Here is a 22,193-nt window from a genome sequence, read left to right as displayed (position 1 = left end):
GGATAGATGCCAACCAAGCATGGTCACCTAAAGAAGCAGTAAGGATCCTAGACTCAATGCAAGAAAAACAACTAGACATTGAATTAGTAGAGCAGCCAGTAAAGGCACATGACTACCAAGGACTAAAATATGTAACAGACCACTCAATAGTACCAGTCTTGGCAGACGAAAGCGTATTTTCACCAGAAGATGCCATGACAATACTAAACATGAAAGCAGCAGACTTAATTAACATAAAACTGATGAAGTGCGGAGGACTTTATAACGCCCTAAAAATAGTTAGCATGGCAGAATTATGTGGAGTAGAATGCATGATAGGTTGCATGCTTGAAGCAAAGATATCAGTAAACGCAGCAGTACATCTAGCTTGTGCAAAGCAGATAATAACAAAGGTAGACTTAGACGGACCTGTTCTCTGCCTAGAAGATCCAATAGAAGGTGGAGCAGTCTTTAAAGAAAAAGATGTCACAGTATCAGATGACATAGGACTGGGAATAAAGTCAGTAGCGGGAATAAAATATCTAGACCTATAAAAAGCTAAAAGCAATAACTATATAAAATAAAAAATGAAAGGAGAAAATTATGGTAATAACAAATGGATTTACTTATATAGCATTTTTAATGTTTGTAGCAGGCGCGCTTCTTGCCCTAGAAAAATACACAAAATGGAAAGTATTTAATGTAGTGCCACCACTAGTATTTATCTACGTCTTAAACATGATCTTCTGCACAATGGGGCTTTACGCATCAGAGGAATGCTCCAATGCATATTCAGCACTAAAAAATAACTTGCTCTATGCAATGATTTTCGTAATGCTATTGCGCTGTGACTTTAGAAAACTTGCAAAACTTGGCGGAAGAATGGTAGCAATCTTCTTAGGATGTTCACTGACACTATTTATAGGCTTCGTAGTCGGATATCCTATATTTAAAACTACCTTGGGAACAGATACTTGGGCAGCAGTAGCAGCCCTCTTCGCATCATGGGTAGGTGGCTCAGCTAACATGGCAGCAATGCAAGCAGCCCTACCAGTAGACGCAGGAGCCTACTCCTGTGCATTAGCCCTAGACACAGTATGTTATTCACTTTGGATAGCCTTGCTACTATTAGCCGTAAGATATGAACAAAGATGGAACAAGGCAACAAAAGCGGACACATCAAAACTACAAGCAGTAGCCGATGCAGCAGCAGAAGAAGTAGCAAAGGGCAAAAAATCTGCAGACTCTGCAGACTGGATTTTCTTAATTGGACTATCACTAATAGTATCAGCCCTATCACAATTAGTGGGAGCAAAACTATCTGAAGCCTTAACAAACGCAGGCTTAGCAGTATTTGACAAGGGAACAATAACAACTTTATTCGTAACAATACTAGGACTAATCTGTGCTCTATCACCAATAGGAAAACTACCAGCAGTAGAAGAATTATCCAATGTTTATCTATACGCCGTTGTATCACTACTAGCATCAACAGCATCAGTAGTAGACCTAATCTCAGCACCAATGTGGGTAGTATATGGAATCTTTATCCTAGCAATTCACGTAATATTGATGTTTGTATTTTCAAAAATATTCCACTGGGATCTTTGCATGGTATCCACAGCATCCCTTGCTAACATTGGTGGATCAGCATCAGCGCCAATAGTAGCCTCAGCCTATGACGCATCTTACGCAGGCATAGGAGTTTTAATGGGAGTACTTGGAGCAGCAGTTGGTAACTTCTTTGGAATAGGAATGGGACAAATTTTAAAGCTATTGAGTTGAGAGACATAGAAAAGAAAGTGTTGATATGATAAACTATAATAAATTGAGAGATGCCATAAAAAATATTGTAGATGAAAGTCCAGCATCAATATCTGTCACTTTTTGCGATTTAGATGAGGGCGAAAAATTTTCTATAAATGGAAATAAAAAATCTCCATCAGCAAGTATGATAAAGCTTCTAATAATGCTCACTCTTCTTAAAAAAGTTGAATTAGGAGAAATTGATCTTAATGAAAAAATAAAACTTGAAGAAGAGAACAAGGTTGATGGATCAGGAGTATTAAAGGAGCTTTCTTGTGAACACTTATTTTCTATCAGAGAGCTTTTGACCCTTATGGTAATAATAAGCGACAACTTCGCCACAAATATTTTAATAGATAAAGTTGGCATGGATGATGTAAATAAACTGGGAAGAGAGCTTAATCTTTTAGAAACTTCTCTTGAGAGAAAGATGATGGATGTAGGCGCCAAAGAAAAGGGAAATGACAACTACACTTCTTCAGAAGATGTTGCCAGCATTTTAAAAATGATTTATGAAAAATCTTTTTTAAGCGAAGAAATGTCAAGTCTTGCCATTGATATTCTCTTGAGACAACAGGAAAGGGACAGGCTCCAAAGATATTTGCCAGAAAATTTAAAAATTGCAAGTAAGAGTGGCGACCTAGACAATTTGGAAAATGATGGCGGAATATTTTTTACAGAAGCAAAAAACTACATTTTAGTAGTTTTAGCAAGTGGCGCCGAGTCAAATGTGGCAGCTAAAGATATTATAGGCAAAATCTCTCTTGAAATTTATAAAAATATTGGAGAATAAGATGAAAAACACTTTATATCTCACTGGAGAGGCAAGGACAAACTCAGACAATGCTATTACAAAAATCTATGGAGTTTTTTATTTAGCATTTGAAATTGAAGAAAATGGCGAAATTATTAATATGGATAGCAATGCAACACTTGAACTTACTCGCGACTTTATAAGAAAAATTTTTGTGGGCAAAAATATTACTGACGAAGATTTAATCACAAAAGAAATTTTGAAGAGATATAATGCTTCTTCCACAAAGGCAATAATTTCTGCCTATAAAGATGCCTTGCAGAGATATAAAAAGTTAAAATAAAAAATTTTACCCTCTACTTTTTTGTAGAGGGATTTTTATAGGATATAAAATATTTAAAATTTTATAAAAACTCACACAAAAAAAGAGGGAAGACCCTCTTTCTTTGTTAATTACTTAACATTATTTTTTTGACTTTATTACATATCTTTTTCTATAAGTTTACCTGTTTCAAAGTCGTATTCGTAAGTTATGTCTTTATTTCCATTGACAACTTCAACGCTAACTACATACATACCATTGTCGAATTCAACCTCGTATTCGCCAGCCTCAAAGCCTTGACCAGCGTCCTTTAAGGCTTGGTCCATAAATTTATCAACTGCTTCAATCATTTCTAATTGGATGTCTGCTGTCTTAGCTGAAGTGTCTTCTGCTTCAAACTCGTCTTTAACAATGTCACCAGTTACTGCGTCAACTGTAACTTCGTACTCATTTTTGGCATCATAGCCATCAACCTTGTAGTAGGCTTTTCCATTTTCAACTTCAAGTTGGAAAGATTCAACTTTTGCATCAGAATGAAGTTTTTTAAATCCGTCAAAGGCAATTCCTCTATCTAAGTTTGCAACTGCACCCTTATTTACTGCAGTTTCTTCCTTTGTCTCAGCATCAGCCATGTTTTTGTTTGCATTTTTATTAACATTTTCTTCAACTTTCACTTCAGAATTTGCTGGCTCTGCTTTTTCAGTTTTTTGTCCACAAGCAGAAAGTGTCAGTGCAAGTCCGAGTCCAAGTGTTGTAATTAAAATTTTCTTATTCATTTTTTCCTCCTAATTTGATAAGTTATAAATTTGTGTGCCTTAATTATTTACCCATAAAAGCATTTGGTAAACTTTTCGTAAATAATTAAAATAAATTGTATTTTAAACTACTCTTTATGTGGTATAATAAGAAAAAGTAATTTCATTACAAGGGAAAACATTTTAATAAATAGGAGAGTGGAGCTTTGGATCTTCGAAGCAATAAAAAGTCTCTTAGCAATTTGGTATACAGAGATTTAAAAGAAAAGATTTTAAAAAATAAATTACTTCCTGGAGATAAGTTAATCGAAATGGAAATCGCTTCTAATCTTGGTGTTAGTAGGACACCTGTTAGAGAAGCCTTAAAAAAACTTGAAGAGGACGGGCTTGTTACTAGTTTTCCAAGAAAGTCCTATATTGTTTCTAAAATTTCCGTCAAAGAGGCAAAGAATCTTTACATAGTGAGGAGATCCTTGGAGCCCCTTGCTGTTGAGCTCTTGGCACAAAAGGGTCTTGGTGAAAATACTAAATATTTTCAAGATGTAAACGAAGAGCTTAGGCTTGCAATTGAAAATAAGGATGAGGAATTGGCTCAAAATTTAATTATCGAGTGGAATATGGCACTTGTTTCCTGCCTCAACAATGAAATTTTAGTTGAAGTCATGAACATGATCAACAAAAGGCTTTACAGATTTGGTAATTTTATTTTTAGAGACAAAGAAAATTACAAAAAACATTACAACAATTTGCAAAGGGTTTATGAACTTATAGAGGAAAAGAAACCTGCAGAAGCGAGAAAAGCCAGCGAAAAGACCATCGAAAATATTTATCAAATGTTTGAGGAACAGGCAGATTATAAAATGTTTAGAAATTAAAAAAAAGCACTTGACAAGAGTGTTTTTTTTATTTATAATTATTTCTGTTGCATCGGCATTGTAAAAAATGTAAAAATTTAATAATGCGTTTGTAAATTTTGCACCTTTAGCTCAGTTGGTAGAGCAACTGACTCTTAATCAGTGGGCCTACGGTTCGAGTCCGTAAAGGTGCACCAAAAAAACCTGTTAACTTTGTTAATGGGTTTATTTTTTTATAAGGTGATTTTAATTTTATATAAATTATTCTTGATAAGATTTTTGAATTTGTTTTTCATATATCTTTGAATTTTTTATTATTCTTTTTGTTTTTCATCATATATAGTATTATAATAAAAGAGTTGGTGATTTAATGGGAAAAAATTTGATTGGCTTTTATGACAGCGGAGTTGGTGGACTTTCTGTTTTAAAAGTTGCTTTAAATAAAATAAAAAATAAAAACTTTGCTTTTTTTGGCGATACTTTGAGGATGCCCTATGGTGCAAGGACTGATGAAGAGATAAGAGATTACACCTTGGAAGCTATGGGATTCTTTAAGGACCTAGGAGTAGACCTTTCCATCATTGCTTGCAACACAGCTACTAGTCATGGGCTAAGGGAAGCAAAGACAAAATATAACTATCCGATTATTGGCGTAGTTGAGCCAGGAAGTTTTAATGCAATTGAAAGGACTAGCAACAATAAAGTTGCCCTCGTTGCTACAAAGTCCTGTGTTGAAAGTGGGGTTTACGACAAGGTCTTAAAAGACATGGACCCTTCTATTGAATTGAGATCAGTTTACTGTCCAGATTTAACTCTTGCCATTGAGAGGGGAGAGTTTGGGGAAGACCACATGGACACCATTGTGAAAAAATATTTAGATGAGTTTGGCGACTATGATTTTGACACCATGATCCTTGGATGCACTCACTATCCTCTTGTGGAAGACTCCTTTAAGAGAATCTTTAAGAGACAGGGCAAAAGAGTTTTAATGGTTGACCCAGCCTACAAAACTGTCTTAGATGCCATAAATATTTTAGACCTAAGCCAAGAAGAAGTGCCAAATAGAAGTATTGACTTCTACATAACTGGCGACATTGATAAGTTCCGCTACACAATGGAAAAGATTGTAGATTTAAGTGACTTTGATGTGAAATTTCACAGCGTAAAAATTGAAGATTTAGAAAAGTATAAAAAATAAGGCTCCAATCAGGAAGCCTTATTTTTGTTTAAGTCATAAATTATTTTTAAGCCAAATATTCCCAGTGCCTGATCTTCTTCCATGGCATAAATTTCATTTTCAAGAAGACCTGCCATGGCACCAGTGGTTAAAATTTTTGTATTATTTTTATTGAGGGAATAGGTCTTTATTATTTCATCAACTATTCCAAGGACAGCCTTTCTGTAGCCAAAGTAAATCCCTCTTTGAATGGCCTTTTCTGTATTCTTGCCAATTATATCTTCTGGCTTTTTTATTTCTACTAGGGGAAGTTTTGCTGAACCCCTAACTAGTGAATCTTGGAGAAGGCTAATGCCTGGAAGAATTAATCCTCCCATAAATTCTTTTTTTGCATTGATATAGTCAATAGTGGTAACTGATGATGCAGAAATTATTATTATATTTTCTCTGTATCTTTGAGTAGCTGCCACTGCCCTTATTATTCTATCTGTGCCAACTTCTCTTGGGCTTTCACATTTTATATTTAAACCAGTTTTCACTCCAGCAGAAATAACCATGGGACCCTTGCCAAGTATGTCTCTTGAAATGATATCGTAGCTTGAATTAAGTTCAGGCACAACTGATGAAAGTATGATGTCAGATATGTCAGATAAATCTATTTTTTTGTCCATGAGTATAAGTTTAATAGTTAGTTTAATTTCTTCAGTGGACCTATTTTTGTCAGTCATTATAGAAAATTTAGTGACAAGTCTTTCATCTTCAAATATGCCAAAATTGGTATTTTTGTTGTTTATATCAATTGCAAGTAACATATTAACCCTTCCTTGCTTTCAAAGCTTTTATAACTGCAGTTGTGATAATAACAGAAAGTATTGCTTCAGGTATGCCTGATGTCACAGAGACACCTAGGATTGCTGACTTTGCATTTTCCATGGGAATGTTCATGGCTTCTACATATCTCTTTGCATAGATTAGATAAATTCCTCCAAGGACTAAAATTGTGTTAGTCATGGAACCTACAAAGGCACCTATGGCAATAGGGAAGTCCTTTTCGCTTGACTTAAAGGAATAAACTAAGAAGCCAAGGCAAAGGGCAAGTAGTATTACTACAAAAGTAATATTTAAAGTTGAGCCATGGCCAGTTATGTTCTTATAAAGTAGGAATGCCAAGAATATTGAAACAAGTCCCCACAAAACTTTTGTAAGGTTTCTCAAATTTTTGTCTTCAAGTTTTTTCACTGCTGTGTAAGAGTAATAAGAAGTTATCCCAATTAAAACTCTAGGCACAACTGAAATAAGTGGATTGTAGAAGACAAAGGCAACAGGACTTGCATTTCTTAAAATTGCATTTAAGAGAGATGACACTCCAAATATAAGTCCAACAAGTGCGCCCACAATAGGGCCTTCAGCTATAGCTGCAATAATTACAGGTATGTGCATAGTTGTCGCGTTGATAACTCCAAGTGGAATTAGTCCAAGGGGAGTTAGACTTAATACAACTGTGATTGCACCAAGCATAGCAGCTATTACTAGCTTTCTGTTACGGTCAGTAGTTTTATTCATTTTTACCTCCAGATAGGGTTCATAAAGATACCCTTCATGCATCAAAATTATTTGATGCTGTTATAACTTACTAGCCCGCCTGAATCTTTTGCTGAATAAATTGCATTGGCAATAGACCTAGAAATTGTCTTTGCCGCAAGTATTCCCACTAGGTTTATATCTGCACTGACTTCGCCACTTGCAAGTGTAAAAATAGTATCTCCATCGTTCATGGTGTGTACAGGATTAATTGATCTTGCATAACCATCATGAGCCATTTGTGAGATCTTATTACAGTTTGCCTTTGTTAGCCTTGCATTTGTTGCAATGACAGATATAGTTGTGTTGGCTGGGCTAAATTGATTATAATCGTTTAGTCTCTTTTCGTAAAGACTATTTGTGTCTAAAAACTTTTTATTTTTTCTGTCATAAACTCCGCCGATTCTTTTTCCTTCTTCATAGTCAAAAATATCTCCAAGAGCATTTAGGGCGACAATAGATGACACAACTAGGTCTCCAATTTTTATTGATGACTGACCTATGCCTGACTTCATGGCAAAGTCATTGCCCAAAATTTTCCCAACGCTTGCGCCACAACCTGCACCGAAATTACCCTCTGTTTCATCTTTATCCTTGGCAGACTTTGCAGCCTCATAGCCCATCTTAAAGTCAGGTCGAACTTTGGCATCTCCAAGAGCCAGGTCAAATAGGACTGCACCAGGAACTATGGGAACTACGCCCACACCGACATCAAAGCCCACATTCTTTTCTTCCAAGTATTTCATAATGCCGCCGCCAACATCAAGACCATAGGCAGAGCCACCAGTTAAAAAAACTGCGTGAACCTTTTGGACTAAATTTTCTGCTCTCAATAAATCAGTTTCACGAGTGCCAGGTCCAGCACCACGAACATCAACTCCTGCAGTAAAACCATCTTCACACAAGACGACACTTGTGCCAGTTAGGGCCACATCATCTTCTGCGTGACCAAGTTTAATTCCTTTGACATCAGTTAAAAATCCTTCGTACATATTTCCTCCTCTTAAAAATTTTCACTTAAAATAAATTTATCAAAAGCCTCATCACTGATGAGGCTTAAATTTTTATAATTATTTATTTTTTCTCTTTTCATTAACGGATACGACCTTGTCCTTAAAAGTGTAGTCCTTGTCGCGTCTGTCGTCGATTTTTACAACAGAGTAGACCCTATTTGCTCCAGCCTCAAAGACAGACTCCTGCATCCTTCTTATTACTTCATATAAAACTGAAAGGTCCTTGTGAGATATAACTGTGCCCATGGGGTTTAGTTCATAAGTTAGTCCTTCCACTTCTCCAATTGCATCAAGGGCACCTGCTATGTACTTGCTGACAGATGTCTTTTCTGTTCCAATAGGTACAAGTGTTAATTCTGCTACTGCCATTTTTTCCTCCTAATTTTTTATTCTTGGCAAATTCCAATTTTTCTTTACAGCCAAAAGCCTAATGATTAAAACTGCAAAAAAGCATATTACCATTGAAATTTGATAGTTACAAAAATGTCTTGCTATTATAAAAGCTGTGGCACCAAGTATGCAGGCGCCAGCGTAAATTTGCTCTCGAAAGATAAAGGGAATGGTCCCTGCCAAGACATCACGAAGCATTCCGCCGCCAACTCCAGTAATTGATCCCACAAAGATCAAAAGAAATTTTTTGTCGTAGCCAAGGGAGATTGCCGTCGCCATTCCCGTTATGGTAAAAGATGCAAGACCAATAGTGTCTGTTATAATCATAAACTTATTCATAAATTTCATCCAGTGAGTGTTTTCGAAGTCCTGCTTAAGAGAATAAAATATAAAGACCAAAATCGAAAAGACAGTGGATATTATTGCGTTAGTTGAATTTTGGAACATCTTTGGCGGTGTTATTCCAAGGACTAGGTCGCGAATGAATCCACCTCCAAGGGCTGTCACTAGACCTAAAACGATTACACCGAGTATGTCCATCTTCTTTCTGCATCCAAGTATGGCACCAGAAATAGCAAAGGCAATAGTGCCAATGATGTCGAAAAATACATTTAATTCTAAATAATTTCCATTCATGATTTCATTATATCAAAGTTTAATTTTATGAAGTGAGAAATTTCAATAATTTGAAAAAATTTTTTTAATAAGGGTAAAAGACCAAATCCAAGATACATGGAAGACGAAATGTATGGTATAAATTGCCAAACTTGTGTGCTTGCTTATGAAACTTACAGAAGTTATTAAAAGCACACTGACAATTAAATCTTGTAAATATCTTGTTTTATTTCATTAAAAGTGATAATATTTAATTACCGAAAGCCTTATTAGTTAAGGATAAGGGACTCATACGAGGAAAGAGCCTTATTAGTTAAGGACATTGCAAGCAGGCTAATTAGCCTGCTTAATTTTTGGGGAAATTTATGAAATTTGAATTATTTGATGTTTATCTGGTTGATTTTAAAAATAATATAGGTGGAGAATTACAAGGGAAGCATTATGCTGTAATATTGTCTAATTTTTCTTATACGGATAAAACTATTTTAGTTGCACCAATTACAAGCAAAAAGTCAGGTAAAAAATATCGTGGTGGCTTTACAATAAATTGTAGAGATTATCAGCAAAATCCAAGCTATGAAAAAGCTTTTGTAAGGGTTAATAAATTAAGAGAAGTTTCAACAGAAAGAATTTTAGGGAATAGAATTTACAAGTTAAATGATGTTGATATTAATAAACTAATAGATTCATTTAAAAATGTTTTTAAATTTATATAATTTGAGTTAAAGCACACTAACCATTAAAGGATAGATGTGCTTTTTTAATGGAAATAATCGTGAGTTAATCCTTTAAAAATCACAGGTAAATTCACAGGATTAAATATTTTGCAGGCAACCCAGAAGATTTTAAATTCTCAATCATCTTTTGAAAAATTGATAAAAATTTTTTAAACTTTGTTATAATATTACTATTGGAGGAATTATGAGCTTACTTATAAAAAATATTTCTTATTTAGATATAGAAAGAGAAAAAATTATTGACGGTGCAGATATTTTTATTGAGGAAAATAAAATAAAAAAAATCGGCAAAAATTTAAAGCTTGATGCAGACGAAGTCTTTAATGGTGAAAATAAACTTCTTACACCAGGCTTTGTCAATGCCCACACTCACCTGGGCATGTCCTACTTTAGAAATTATGCTGACGATTTGGCACTAATGGACTGGCTAGAAAATGAAATTTGGCCCATTGAGGCAAAACTCAATGCGGAAGACATATATTGGTCATCCATGCTATCTATCATTGAAAATATAAAATCTGGCGTCACATCTTTTTGCGACATGTATTACGAGATGGACAGGGTTGGTGACGCAGCAATAAAATCTGGCATTCGTGGAGTCCTAACTCGTGGCATGACAGATGTAGATGGCAAGGGCGAAGAAAAGCTTGAAGAATTTGATCAGCTTTACAAAAACTATCAAAATAAATGCGGCGGAAGGATAAAAGTTGTGCCAGCTCCTCATGCAATTTACACTTGTAGTGGAGAATTTTTAAGAGAAATTGCAAAGAGATCAGTGGAAAGATACGACAGTCTTATTCACATTCACCTTTCTGAAACCATAACAGAAGTTGAAAATTCAAAAAAAGAATATGGTATGACGCCAATAGAATATGTAAACACCCTAGGACTACTTGACAGCCAAATAATTGCTGCCCACTGCGTTCACATTACTGATGAAGAAATAGAACTTGTAAAAGATAAAAAATTCTACCCAGTTTACAATCCATCATCAAATTTAAAACTTGCCAGCGGCTTTACGCCAGTGGATAAGATGTTGAAGAAAAATATAAAAATGGCCATGGGAACTGACGGCGACTCATCAAATAACAACCAAGACTTTGTAGAAGAAATGCACATAGGTGGCATAGTCAACAAGGCTGTTACCATAAATGAAAAAGCTGTGCCAGCCATAGAAATTTTGAAGATGGCAACAGTAAATGGGGCAGAGGCCCTTGGCTTTGAAAAGCTTGGACTTATAAAGGAAGATTACCTTGCTGACCTTGCGATTTTTGATTTAGAATCAAATTCCTTCACACCGAGAAATAATCTCATCTCAGCCCTTGTCTATTCAGCAAACTCTCATGATGTTGAGTCAGTAATATGCGACGGCAAATTCATTATGCGAGATAGAAAACTTGTAAATGTAGATGAAAAAGAAGTGAGAAATAAGGTTATATTTATTTGGAAGGATATTCAAAACCGATGAAAAACTTTTTCAAACACTTTTTTAAAATATTAATTTTAGTAGTTGCTGTAGTAGCTTTTAATTATTTATTTATGATTTTGGCTTCTCTATTGTTATATGGTAAAACATATTTTTATCATAACTGGGAACATGCCAACCTTGTAATGCTAATTGGAACTACGGGACAGTTCTTAAGTGCATTTTTAATAACTAAGTGTGTTATAAAAGAACCTTTTAGCTTTCTATTTTTTAAAAAAGATAATTTATTAAAAAATATTGGAATAGGTCTCTTAATAGGATTTTTACAAATTACTGTTTTTGTAATAATTGCAGTTATTTTAAGAGGATTAAGGCTTAAGGGAATAGTGTTTGAAAATTTAAATTTATTTTTTATAGCTTATTTTGTAGCATTCTTTATACAGTCTAGTTCTGAAGAGCTTTTAGTTAGAGGGATGCTTACAAGAGCTTTGTTAAACAAATTTGGTAAAAATGTAGCTATATATGCTCCATCAATATTTTTTGGATTACTTCACTTAGCAAACAATGGAGTTACATTTTTATCAACAATTAACACAATTCTCGTGGGAATATTTTTTGCAAAATTATTATTTTACACAGACAATATCATGGTGACTTCTGGAGCCCACGCAGGCTGGAACTTTTCCATGGCAATGATTTACGGCTTAAATGTAAGTGGCTTTAGTGGCTTTGACAGCCTACTTAATTTTAAAATTTTAAATTATGCTCTCTACGACAAAGTTTACGGACCAGAGGGCAGAATAGTAGTAACTTTTATTGAAATCATAAGTATTTTTATTATATTTTATTTAGAAAAAAGAAAGGGAGTTAAAAATGGATGATAAAAAAATAGTTTATTCAGGGATTCAACCATCTGGATCACTTACTATTGGAAATTATATTGGAGCCTTGAAGAACTTTATTGGACTTCAAGACGAATACAACTGCCTATATTGTATAGTTGACATGCACGCCATAACTGTGGCACAAGAACCAAAGGACTTGAGGAAGAACACCCTTGATGTCCTTGCTCTTTATCTTGCAGCAGGTCTTGACCCAAAGAAGTCAATAATTTATATTCAATCTCATGTGCCAGCTCACGCTGAACTTGGCTGGGTCCTAAATACAATGACCGGCCTTGGTCAACTTCAAAGGATGACACAATTTAAGGACAAGGCAAAAAAATATACTGATGTTCAAGCAGGACTTTTAAACTATCCAGTATTAATGGCGGCAGATATTTTGCTTTACAATACTTCTTATGTGCCAGTAGGGGAAGACCAAAAGCAACACATTGAGATAACAAGGGACTTGGCTCAAAGATTTAATTCAAGATATTCTGAAACTTTTACAATTCCAGAAATTTTGACACCAAAGGTTGGGGCAAGAATTATGTCTCTAAAAGATCCATCTTCAAAAATGTCAAAGTCCGACTCCAATAAAGATGCCTTTATTTTAATTTTAGATTCAGAAGATGACACTAGAAAGAAAATAAAAAGAGCTGTAACAGATTCCTCAGGCGAGTTTAGGTATTCAGATGAACAAGCTGGACTAAAGAACCTCATCAACATTCACGCTTCCTTCTCAGGCATGAGCCCAGAAGAAATTGTCAAGAAGTACGAAAATCTTGGCTATGGAGAATTTAAGGAAGACCTTGGAGAAGTTGTAGTCCAAGGTCTAAGACCTTTACGCCAAAGATTTAAAGAAATTAGAGATGACAAGGCATATCTTGAATCTGTCTACAAGGAAGGAGCAGAAAAGGCATCCTACCTTGCCAACAAAACTCTAAGAAAAGTTTATAAAAAGGTTGGCTTTATCCCTAGATAATCGAATTTTTATTGATTTCAAAGGACTTTTGTGGTATCTTTTATATTAATTGGAGGTGTCCTATGAATAAAATAATAATTGTAGTAGCCATTAACTTAATAGGTGCAGGAGTCCTATATAGATATAATACTAATGAAGCTGCAGCTATTGGAATAATTGGTGGAGCAGACGGTCCAACTCAAATCTATACAGAAACAAATAAAAAGACTGACAAAGATAAGGGTATAGAAATAATCGGTGGGGCAGACGGTCCGACACAGATTTATACTGAAAAGAAAGAAAACAAAGACAAAGATAAAGGTATAGTAATAATTGGTGGGGCTGATGGTCCGACACAGATTTATACTGAAACAAAATAAAAACAAGCAATAAAAAAGAGGATTGTAAAAATTTATATTTAGAGAGAGACCATTTGCTGAAAGGTCTTTATAAACTTTACGATTGTAGCTTTTTTGCTTCCTTGGTGAATTTAGTAGCCAAAGACGACTTATCTCGTTAAAGATTTTAAAGTGTTTATTGAAAAATAAAAATTAAGGTGGTACCGCGTCTTTCGTCCTTAGGGATGGAGGACGCTTTTTATTTTTAAATTATAAAAAATATACAAAATATAAATTTCGAGGAGGAAAAATGAAAGACTTAAACAAAACTTATGATCCAAAGGATTTTGAAGAGAAAATTTATGACTATTGGATGGAAAATAATTATTTTAGGGCAGAGGTTGATGAAAATAAAAAACCTTACTCTATTGTAATGCCACCTCCAAATGTAACTGGCAACCTTCACATGGGTCACGCTCTTAACAACACAATTCAAGATGTCTTAATCAGGACAAAGAGAATGCAAGGCTACTCTGCCCTTTGGATTCCGGGAACTGACCACGCATCTATTTCTACAGAAGCAAAAGTTGTAGAAAAACTTAGAAAAGAAGGCATAGACAAGGAAGACATTGGTAGAGAAAAATTCTTAGAGCGTGCTTGGGACTGGACTCATGAATATGGCGGAAATATAGTAAATCAACTTAAAAAACTTGGAATCTCCTGCGACTGGTCAAGACAAAGTTTTACTCTTGACGAAAATTTATCCAACGCAGTAGAAGAAGTTTTCATCGAACTTTATGAAAAGGGACTAATTTATCGTGGCAACAGAATTATAAACTGGTGTCCATCTTGCGAAACTTCAATTTCTGATGCAGAAGTAGAACACATTGAAACGGATTCAAATATTTGGTACTTCAAGTATCCCTTTGCAGATAGGGAAGGTGGAATTGAAATTGCAACTACAAGACCAGAAACTATTCCTGGAGACCTTGCCATTGCAGTAAACCCAGCTGACGAAAGATACACTGACCTTGTTGGCGAATATGTAATGATTCCAGTAATGGGCAACAAAAAAATTCCAATTATTGCCGACGAGTATGTTGAAATGGACTTTGGTTCTGGTGCAGTAAAAATCACTCCATCTCATGACCCTAACGACTTTGAAGTTGGTGGACGCCACAACCTTGGTCAACTTGTAATTATGGATGGCAAGGGCTATCTAAATGAAAATGCAGGCGACTATGCTGGCATGGAAAGATATGAAGCTAGAAAGAAAATTATTGAAGACTTTGAAAAGCTTGGCTACTACATTGGCAAGAAGCACCACCACAACGCTGTCGGTCACTGCGAAAGATGTAAGACAGTTATTGAACCCCTAATCTCCAAGCAATGGTTCGTAAAGATGGCGCCACTGGCAAAGCCTGCTCTTGAAGAATATAGAAAGGGAAACCTCAACATAGTCCCTGAAAGATTTGGAAAAATTTATGAAAATTGGCTAGAAAACATCCGCGACTGGAATATTTCAAGGCAATTATGGTGGGGACACAGACTTCCAGTTTGGTACTCTGACTCAGACGATGAAATTGTAATTTCAAAGACAGACCCATCAAACACTAAGGGACATGAAGGAAAAACTTACACTCAAGATGAAGATACACTAGACACTTGGTTTTCATCTGCCCTTTGGCCTTTCTCAACAATGGGTTGGCCAGAAAAAACTCCAGAATACGAATATTTTTATCCAACAAATGTCCTTGTAACTGGATACGACATAATTTTCTTCTGGGTAATAAGAATGGTCTTCTCTGCCCTTGAACAAACTGGCAAGCTTCCTTTTAAGGATGTACTTTTAAATGGACTTGTAAGAGATGACCAAGGCAGAAAAATGTCCAAGTCACTAGGAAATGGCATTGACCCACTTGACATCATAAGAGACTACGGCGCTGATGCCCTTAGATTTACCCTTGTAACGGGAAACACTCCAGGCAACGACATGAGGTTCTACACTAAGAGAGTTGAAGCAAATAGAAACTTTGCCAACAAACTTTGGAATGCAACTAGATTTCTCATGATGAATATGTCTGATGAAATTACTGACTCCAACTTCGATGTGGAAAAACTTCACTATGAAGACAAGTGGATTCTTTCAAAACTACAAAAGGTTATAAAATCAATTACAGAAAAAATAGAAAAATACGACATTGGACTTGCAGCAGATGACATCTACGACTTTATCTGGTCAGACTTCTGCGACTGGTACATTGAAATAGTAAAACCAGTTTTATATTCTGATAATGCTGAAGAAAAGACAAACACTGTAAAAGTTTTGCTTTATGTATTAGAAAATATTTTAAAACTCCTACATCCATTTATGCCATACATCACAGAAGAAATTTGGCAAGCCCTACCTAATAGGGAAGATGCCTTAATTGTTTCTAAATGGCCAGAATATAAGGAAGAACTTGTATTTGAAAAGGAAGAGAGAGCCACAGAATATATTGAAAATGCAATTCGTGAAATTAGAAATGCAAGAAGTGAAATGAACATCGAAAATTCAAAAAAATCCAACACTCTTGTCTACACTAAAGACCCAGAAGTGAAGGAAATCTTTGAAGAGATGAAGGGACTTTTACTAAGCCTTGGCTATTCAAATTCAGTTGAAATAACTGATGATGAAGGCAGAAAAAATTCAGAAAATATTGCCATAGTTCTCGACAGGGCAGAAATTCAACTTCCACTAAAGGAACTTGTGGACTTTGAAAAGGAATTAAAGAGACTTCAAAAGGACAAGAAGGATGCAGAGGCTGAACTAAAAAGGGCCAAGGGCAAACTATCTAACCAAGGCTTTGTTTCAAAGGCTCCAGCAAAATTAATTGAAGAAGAAAAAGAAAAAGTTACAAAGTACGAAGAAATTTTAAAGACAGTGGAAGAACAAATTGCAAAGGTTGAAAAAAATCTATGACATACACTGAAGTTGTAAAAAATATTGAAAAGAGAATTGGGAAATTTAAGTCCAAGGGCAACCTGAGAATCAAAAAGTTCTTGGAAAAAGTTGGCTCTCCCGAAAAAAACCTAAAGGTTATTCATGTGGCAGGGACCAATGGCAAGGGCTCAACTGTAAATTTCATAAAGGACATCCTAAAGGAAGATTACAAAGTTGGATCCTTTGTTTCACCTCACCTCATAACTTATTGCGACAGAATAAAAATTGGCGACCAAGAAATTTCACAGGAAGACTTTGCAGCAATTGGCGAATTTATAATAAGTAAGGAGCCGGAAATAATTGAGGACTATGGCGACCTCAACCTCTTTGAATTTTTGACCATAATGGCGATAATTTACTTTGAGAGAGAAAAAGTTGACATCGCAGTTTTGGAAGTTGGCATGGGAGGCCGTGCCGACTCCACAAATATTTTTACCAGCCGCGAAAAATTAATTTCCATTATCACATCAATTTCCATGGACCACATGGAATACCTTGGCAATACTATTGAGGAAATTGCAGATGCCAAGGCTGGCATCATAACAGATAATGGGCTTGTCCTTACAACAAATAAGGACCCAAAAATTCTCGGAGTAATCGACAATGAAGCAGAAAAAAAGTCCGCAGAAATTTATTACACAAAGGACTTAGAAAGTGAAATTATAAAGTCCGACCTAAGGGGAATAGACTTCAAGGTAAAATTAGGTGACTGGGAAGAATTTTCTCTCACACAAATTGGCGACTATCAAGTAGAAAATGCCCTGGGAGCAATTTATGCCCTCTATCTCTTAAACAAGAAGGGAATTTTAAAAATTTCCACAGAAAAAATCAGGGAGAGAATAAAATCTTCAAGCTGGGCTGGCAGAATGGAAATAGTATCGAGAGATCCACTAATAATTTTAGATGGCGCCCACAATTTTGACGGCATAAAAAAATTAGTGGAGTCCATTGATAATTTTAAGTTCAAAAAACTTTACCTCATCATGTCAATTTTGTCTGACAAGGAACACAAAAAGATGCTTGAAGAAATTTCATCCTACACAGATGAAGTGATCTTCGTGAACTTAGACTACAAGAGGGGTACAAGCCCAGATGAGTTAAAAAAAGAAGCATCAAACTATGGACTTCACGCAGAAGTCATGACTGTGGAAGATGCCATTAATCATTACCAAGAAAAATATGAAGATGGCGATTTAATTTTAATAACAGGCTCTCTTTACTTTGTGAGTGAGGCAAGGGCAGAAATTTTAAATTACGACTACAGGGTTTAAAAATTTTATTATTTAGAGAATTTGTAAGAACTTTGGAATAAAGTTTTAAAAATAATTTTATATAATGATTGCGGTGATAATATGAAAAAGATTAGATTCGCAGTCATTATTTTTTTAATAATTTTTCTTGTAAGGGGATTTTCCATCCACAGAAATAGGATTTCAAGTGAGATAAGTTTAAAAGATAGTGAAAATTTTACAAGAGGCGAAGATTTGTCAGACAAAATAAAGATAATAAAGGAGAAGGCAAAAAAAGATGAGGGCTATGAATTTGTCTACGAAAATATTGACAAGCTCCCAGACAAAATGATAAAGCTTGCCGCAAAAAGGGAAGAGGCACTGGGTTTTATACTTGGATACTTAAAAGATGATAAAAGTCTTGCGAAAAAAAGTGAAAGTTTTGCTGTAAATAATCCAGTGAAATTTTATCTACAATTTGATCCTCGTTGGGGTTACGAAAAATATGCAGGCGGACTAATTGGCACGAGAGGTTGCATGCCAACGACTCTCTCCATGGCTTTAAGCGGCTGTGGGATAAATAGGAGTCCAAAAGAAATTGCAAAGTTTGCAGAAAAAAATGCTTATGTTGAAGCGGGCATGAGTTCATGGAATCTTATAGAAGATTATTTAACAAAAGAGGGTTTAGGAGTTCGAGGAATTATGAAAAGTGAAACAATTAGTGAACTTGAAAAGGGAAATCTTGTAATTTTATCTTTCAAACCAGGAATTTTTACGGACACAGGACACATAGCTTTGGCATGCGGACTTGATAATGAGGGGAGAATTATTTTAAATGACCCAAACTCTGTTTATAATTCAAAAAACAGATGGCAGTACGATAAAATAAAAAAAGAAATAAAAGCAGCTTGGGCTGTTGAAAAAAATAAATGACAAAAAATAATAGTTCACATCCTATTAGAAAGATCACATACACAAAAATTTTCACAAATTCACGCAATATTCAAAAAACTTCACAAAATCAAAAAAAATAAGACCATGGATTATTTCCATGGTCCTTTTTAAGTTTAAGTTAAATTATTTTGTTTCTTTAACTTCTTCTTTTTTGTCGTCTTTCTTTTCGTCTTTAACTTCTTTAACTTCTTCTTTCTTTTCTTCTTTCTTTTCTTCTACTTTAACATCAGCCTTGAAGCCAAGTTGTTCTTTAGCTTCAACAAGTGCCTTAAGTTCGTTTTCGAATTGTTCAGCAGTAGCTTTTTCATCATCTAGTAGAGATTTTGCAGCTGCAACAGCATTTTCAAAGTTAGATTTTACTTTGTCGTCAGCTTTTTTGTAAGCTTCAGATTCACGAACTTCTTTTTCATTAACAAGTTCTTTTTTAACAGCTTCTTTAAGTTCTTCTAATTTAGGAGCAACTTTTTCTTCTTTAGCAGCTTCTTTTTCAGACATTAATAAAACAGTGTTAGTAGCCTTGTCAAAGTCAACGCCAAAACCAAGAGCTTCACCTAGATCTCTAAGCTTGTAGTAATTGCTGTCGTCAACCTTGTATGCAGTAGCAGTAAGAGCCTTGTCGCCAACCATTACCTTGTCGTTAGTAAGCATTCCCTTAGATTCAGCCTTAACTTCTTTTTGGTCAGTTTCAGCAACCTTGTAGTCAGCACCCTTAGTTAGAGTAACCATTGCGTCCTTGTATTCAACGCCAAATTTAGCCTTAGTGTCTTTTAAAACAGCAGCTAAATCTCTAAGTTTGAAGTAGTTGTATCCATCAATATTGTATCCGTAGATTACAACATCTTTTCCGTCAAGCTTAACTTTTTGAGTAGTAGCCTTAACATCTTTAGTTTCAACTTTTTCTTTTACTTCTTCCTTAACTTCTTTAGCGTCTTCTTTAACTTCCTTTGCAACTTCTTTAGTTTCTTTTACAGCTTCTTTGCCTTTTTCTTCAACTTTTTCTTTTGCATCAGTCATAGCTTCTTTAGCGTCTTTAGCAATTTCTTTGCCAGCTTCCTTAGCGTCTTTTACCATTTCTTCAGCCTTAGTAGTTTCTTTAACTGGAGCCTTTACTTCTGGAGCAGCAAAAACTGGGCTTGCAGTAGATAGTAGCATGATACCTGCTAAAGATAGTGATGTAATTTTTTTGTTCATTTTTTATTCCTCCTAAAAAATATAAGTTAACTTAATTATACAGAAAATCTATGGGAAATCAATTCCAATAGCTTAAATAGTGACTTAATTTTACATTTTTAATAATTCTGTAACATTAATTGTTGCTATAAGCGTAAACGAAACCGCCGCTTGCATCTACAGAGACATCGCCAGACTTAGTATAGAAAACATAGGTACCAGCATCAGGAAGATAATCTTTTTGGTCTTTATTAAGTTCACTCTCTTTTAAAAATCTCTTCTTATTTCCAACAATGTCCATAAAGTCGCGAGCCACTTTCCTTGACTCTTCTTCACTTAAATGTTTTTCCAAGAAAGGATACTTTTCGTTAGGGAAGTAGTCAAACTTATAAAATCTTAAATTATTATTCTTGTCAAAGACAAACCTCATGGATAAATTTTTCTTTTCATAATCCTTTAAAAATAATTCATAAACCTTGCCATCGTCAACTTCTTCTACCCTCATGACACCATCCTTTAAGTAGCCTTCAAGGTCAGTGACCCTTCTTATCTTATCAATAATAGCAAGGTCCTTGGCGTCCTTAGCTGGATCCACATCACGAGTAGGATCTTTTTCATAACCATTGTCAATAGCGCAGTAAAACTCTTTTTCATTCCACTCAAGCTTTGCATCCATGGCATTGGCAAGAGCTCTTGCAGGCACATAACAAGTGTCCTTTAAAATGAAAGTAGGAGAATCAATTGTGTAGACAATATCGTCAATCCTGTACTCATTAGAATCGACATAAAAAACAATTTTCTTTCCTTGATTTAAAATCTCCACTTCTTTTGTGTCGCCCTTCCAGTTGACATCAGCACCTAAGTTTTCAGACACAAGTCTTAGGGGAATGTGGATCCTGTCATTCTTAACAACAAAGTCCTTCTCGAAGACAATGTGATTGATGTTAAGAGTCATCTTTTTCTTTCCATTAGCATAGACGCTGGTGAAAAGTAAAAGAAAAGACATTAAAAACAAAAGCTTTTTCTTCATAAAATCACCCCTTTAATATATTATAACACTAATAAAAAATTAAAGAATTTACAATAAAGTTAAGATTTCAACAAAAAAGCTTCTGGAGAAAATCCAGAAGCTTAACTTTTTATGACAAACTTTTCGCCACAAGACTTACAAGTAACCCTAATTTTGCCCTTGTCCTTTGGAACCTTCATTTCAAACTTGCACTTGGGACATCTTATGTACTTGTAAACTTTTCTATTATCATATTTAGTTTTTGAAGATGAAAATTTTCTCCTTAACGGATCAACTGTAGATAAAAATTTTTTGTTCTCAGCATACCTTGCACTTATGTCCTGAGAAAAAGCCCTGTAATAAGAATAGCCAATTAAGACTAAAGAGGCAGCGGATAGGGCAGCCGTCTTTACAAATAAATTTATAATAAGAAGAATTAGAGCAAGAAATAAAATAAATTTGCCCAACTCATCTTGACCATACCTTCCAATCATAAACTTTCTCATCTTTTCTTTAAAGTTCAAAAAAATCAACTCTTTCTAATATTCTTTTATTTAGATATCTTACCCATTTAAGAATTTTTAAATCTATGTGACTTGTGATTAGAAGGAAGAGAATGTTAGAATGAATAAGGGTGAGACCATGGCAAATGTAAATATAAGAATAGAAGAAAATTTAAAAAATGAATTCGAAAAAGTTTGTGAATCTATGGGCATGACAAGGGACGAAGCCTTTGAAATTTTTGCCAGAGCAGTTGTTGAAGAAGGAAAGATCCCCTTTGATGTAGAGGGAAACACAATAATTGCAGAATTTGATGACATAGAAAGTTTTAAAAACTACACAAAAAATTTATGGTGATTTCATAATTTTTGACGAAATAATTAAAGAGGCAGACCAAGAAATAGAAAAAGAAAATAAATTGTAGTAGCAAAAATTTATTTTGCCTGTTATAATATAAAGACAGCAAAATTATATGGTCTGTAAAAATTTTTTTAGATTTTACATGAAATGTAAAAAAATTATAAAAATATTTTAAAAAATAGTTGACAAAAAATAAAAGCTTCAGTATAATATATTTTGTTGTTAAAACTTCATGCGGGAATGGCGGAATTGGCAGACGCGCTAGACTTAGGATCTAGTTCCAACGGAGTGGGGGTTCAAGTCCTCTTTCCCGCACCAACAATAAGCACACAAGTTAGCTTGTGTGTTTTTTTGTGTCCTTTTTATGATAGCTGGCAAAAACTATTTAGAGATTT

The 22,193-nt window shown here is 34.8% G+C and carries 24 protein-coding genes, 2 tRNA genes and 1 other annotated feature; of the genes, 17 read left to right on the top strand and 9 right to left on the bottom strand.

Going from position 1 to position 22,193, the window contains the following annotated elements:
- From HGPG_RS08875 to HGPG_RS08860, 4 genes are all read left to right on the top strand, one after another.
- Nucleotides 1–533 (top strand): enolase C-terminal domain-like protein (locus HGPG_RS08875; RefSeq protein ID WP_019125735.1); only part of this gene is annotated, 533 nt, incomplete at its 5' end.
- 49 nt (nt 534–582) lie between these two features.
- The gene (locus tag HGPG_RS08870; RefSeq protein ID WP_019125734.1) at nt 583–1,764 is read left to right on the top strand and encodes a DUF819 family protein; all 1,182 of its coding nucleotides are present in this window, start codon (nt 583–585) and stop codon (nt 1,762–1,764) included.
- 25 nt (nt 1,765–1,789) lie between these two features.
- Nucleotides 1,790–2,578: a serine hydrolase gene (locus tag HGPG_RS08865; protein WP_019125733.1), complete on the top strand. Its 789-nt coding sequence runs from the start codon at nt 1,790–1,792 to the stop codon at nt 2,576–2,578.
- Between the two features lies 1 nt (nt 2,579).
- Entirely contained in the window at nt 2,580–2,882 is a 303-nt protein-coding gene (locus HGPG_RS08860) for a DUF3870 domain-containing protein (RefSeq protein ID WP_019125732.1), read from the top strand.
- 137 nt (nt 2,883–3,019) lie between these two features.
- Here the strand turns inward: HGPG_RS08860 and HGPG_RS08855 are convergent, their stop codons facing one another.
- A complete protein-coding gene (locus HGPG_RS08855; protein WP_019125731.1) occupies nt 3,020–3,637 on the bottom strand; it encodes a PepSY domain-containing protein in 618 nt (205 codons plus the stop codon).
- A gap of 221 nt (nt 3,638–3,858) precedes the next feature.
- On the opposite strand from HGPG_RS08855, the gene HGPG_RS08850 reads away from it, so the two are divergent.
- The 3 genes from HGPG_RS08850 (at nt 3,859) to murI (ending at nt 5,668) form a co-directional block, all read left to right on the top strand.
- Nucleotides 3,859–4,491: a GntR family transcriptional regulator gene (locus HGPG_RS08850; protein WP_245543902.1), complete on the top strand. Its 633-nt coding sequence runs from the start codon at nt 3,859–3,861 to the stop codon at nt 4,489–4,491.
- A 100-nt stretch (nt 4,492–4,591) separates the two neighbouring features.
- Nucleotides 4,592–4,667: transfer RNA gene (locus tag HGPG_RS08845), tRNA-Lys, on the top strand.
- A gap of 173 nt (nt 4,668–4,840) precedes the next feature.
- Complete coding sequence (gene murI / locus HGPG_RS08840) at nt 4,841–5,668, top strand: glutamate racemase (protein WP_019125729.1); 828 nt, start codon at nt 4,841–4,843, stop codon at nt 5,666–5,668.
- 8 nt (nt 5,669–5,676) lie between these two features.
- Here the strand turns inward: murI and HGPG_RS08835 are convergent, their stop codons facing one another.
- From HGPG_RS08835 to HGPG_RS08815, 5 genes are all read right to left on the bottom strand, one after another.
- Entirely contained in the window at nt 5,677–6,459 is a 783-nt protein-coding gene (locus tag HGPG_RS08835) for a type III pantothenate kinase (RefSeq protein ID WP_019125728.1), read from the bottom strand.
- Nucleotide 6,460: 1 nt separating this feature from the next.
- On the bottom strand, nt 6,461–7,210 hold the full coding sequence (locus tag HGPG_RS08830) for an ECF transporter S component (protein ID WP_019125727.1): 750 nt from the start codon (nt 7,208–7,210) through the stop codon (nt 6,461–6,463).
- A gap of 47 nt (nt 7,211–7,257) precedes the next feature.
- The gene (locus HGPG_RS08825; RefSeq protein ID WP_019125726.1) at nt 7,258–8,220 is read right to left on the bottom strand and encodes a P1 family peptidase; all 963 of its coding nucleotides are present in this window, start codon (nt 8,218–8,220) and stop codon (nt 7,258–7,260) included.
- Between the two features lie 78 nt (nt 8,221–8,298).
- The gene (locus HGPG_RS08820) at nt 8,299–8,610 is read right to left on the bottom strand and encodes an MTH1187 family thiamine-binding protein (RefSeq protein WP_019125724.1); all 312 of its coding nucleotides are present in this window, start codon (nt 8,608–8,610) and stop codon (nt 8,299–8,301) included.
- Between the two features lie 9 nt (nt 8,611–8,619).
- Nucleotides 8,620–9,267, bottom strand: a complete 648-nt coding sequence (locus tag HGPG_RS08815; protein ID WP_019125723.1) for a trimeric intracellular cation channel family protein — start codon at nt 9,265–9,267, stop codon at nt 8,620–8,622.
- A 344-nt stretch (nt 9,268–9,611) separates the two neighbouring features.
- On the opposite strand from HGPG_RS08815, the gene HGPG_RS08810 reads away from it, so the two are divergent.
- The 8 genes from HGPG_RS08810 to HGPG_RS08775 all read left to right on the top strand — a co-directional run bounded on the left by HGPG_RS08810 (nt 9,612) and on the right by HGPG_RS08775 (nt 18,737).
- Entirely contained in the window at nt 9,612–9,962 is a 351-nt protein-coding gene (locus HGPG_RS08810) for a type II toxin-antitoxin system PemK/MazF family toxin (protein ID WP_019125722.1), read from the top strand.
- A gap of 205 nt (nt 9,963–10,167) precedes the next feature.
- Nucleotides 10,168–11,451: an amidohydrolase gene (locus tag HGPG_RS08805; RefSeq protein WP_019125721.1), complete on the top strand. Its 1,284-nt coding sequence runs from the start codon at nt 10,168–10,170 to the stop codon at nt 11,449–11,451.
- A complete protein-coding gene (locus HGPG_RS08800; protein WP_019125720.1) occupies nt 11,448–12,290 on the top strand; it encodes a CPBP family intramembrane glutamic endopeptidase in 843 nt (280 codons plus the stop codon). The genes HGPG_RS08805 and HGPG_RS08800 overlap by 4 nt, the downstream gene beginning before the upstream one ends.
- A complete protein-coding gene (gene trpS / locus HGPG_RS08795; RefSeq protein WP_019125719.1) occupies nt 12,283–13,275 on the top strand; it encodes a tryptophan--tRNA ligase in 993 nt (330 codons plus the stop codon). Before HGPG_RS08800 ends, trpS begins: the two co-directional genes overlap by 8 nt.
- A 62-nt stretch (nt 13,276–13,337) precedes the next feature.
- A complete protein-coding gene (locus tag HGPG_RS08790; RefSeq protein ID WP_019125718.1) occupies nt 13,338–13,634 on the top strand; it encodes a sodium ion-translocating decarboxylase subunit beta in 297 nt (98 codons plus the stop codon).
- Nucleotides 13,635–13,836 (top strand) — a binding site (T-box leader).
- Nucleotides 13,837–13,902: 66 nt separating this feature from the next.
- Nucleotides 13,903–16,554 (top strand): valine--tRNA ligase, encoded by a 2,652-nt coding sequence (locus HGPG_RS08785; protein ID WP_019125717.1) that lies wholly within the window; start codon nt 13,903–13,905, stop codon nt 16,552–16,554.
- Nucleotides 16,551–17,846: a bifunctional folylpolyglutamate synthase/dihydrofolate synthase gene (locus HGPG_RS08780; protein WP_019125716.1), complete on the top strand. Its 1,296-nt coding sequence runs from the start codon at nt 16,551–16,553 to the stop codon at nt 17,844–17,846. Before HGPG_RS08785 ends, HGPG_RS08780 begins: the two co-directional genes overlap by 4 nt.
- A gap of 81 nt (nt 17,847–17,927) precedes the next feature.
- On the top strand, nt 17,928–18,737 hold the full coding sequence (locus HGPG_RS08775; RefSeq protein ID WP_019125715.1) for a C39 family peptidase: 810 nt from the start codon (nt 17,928–17,930) through the stop codon (nt 18,735–18,737).
- Nucleotides 18,738–18,881: 144 nt separating this feature from the next.
- Here the strand turns inward: HGPG_RS08775 and HGPG_RS08770 are convergent, their stop codons facing one another.
- The 3 genes from HGPG_RS08770 to HGPG_RS08760 form a co-directional block, all read right to left on the bottom strand.
- On the bottom strand, nt 18,882–19,949 hold the full coding sequence (locus HGPG_RS08770) for a hypothetical protein (RefSeq protein ID WP_019125714.1): 1,068 nt from the start codon (nt 19,947–19,949) through the stop codon (nt 18,882–18,884).
- A 115-nt stretch (nt 19,950–20,064) separates the two neighbouring features.
- A complete protein-coding gene (locus HGPG_RS08765) occupies nt 20,065–20,958 on the bottom strand; it encodes a copper amine oxidase N-terminal domain-containing protein (protein ID WP_019125713.1) in 894 nt (297 codons plus the stop codon).
- Between the two features lie 101 nt (nt 20,959–21,059).
- Entirely contained in the window at nt 21,060–21,461 is a 402-nt protein-coding gene (locus HGPG_RS08760) for a zinc ribbon domain-containing protein (RefSeq protein ID WP_019125712.1), read from the bottom strand.
- A 100-nt stretch (nt 21,462–21,561) separates the two neighbouring features.
- On the opposite strand from HGPG_RS08760, the gene HGPG_RS08755 reads away from it, so the two are divergent.
- Nucleotides 21,562–21,795, top strand: a complete 234-nt coding sequence (locus tag HGPG_RS08755; RefSeq protein WP_019125711.1) for a type II toxin-antitoxin system RelB/DinJ family antitoxin — start codon at nt 21,562–21,564, stop codon at nt 21,793–21,795.
- A gap of 237 nt (nt 21,796–22,032) precedes the next feature.
- Nucleotides 22,033–22,116: transfer RNA gene (locus HGPG_RS08750), tRNA-Leu, on the top strand.
- Nucleotides 22,117–22,193: the final 77 nt, after the last annotated feature.

The sequence above is a fragment of the Peptoniphilus grossensis ph5 genome, assembly GCF_000311825.1.
Classification (GTDB): domain Bacteria; phylum Bacillota; class Clostridia; order Tissierellales; family Peptoniphilaceae; genus Peptoniphilus_A; species Peptoniphilus_A hominis.
This window is presented reverse-complemented; position numbering and strand designations above follow the sequence as displayed.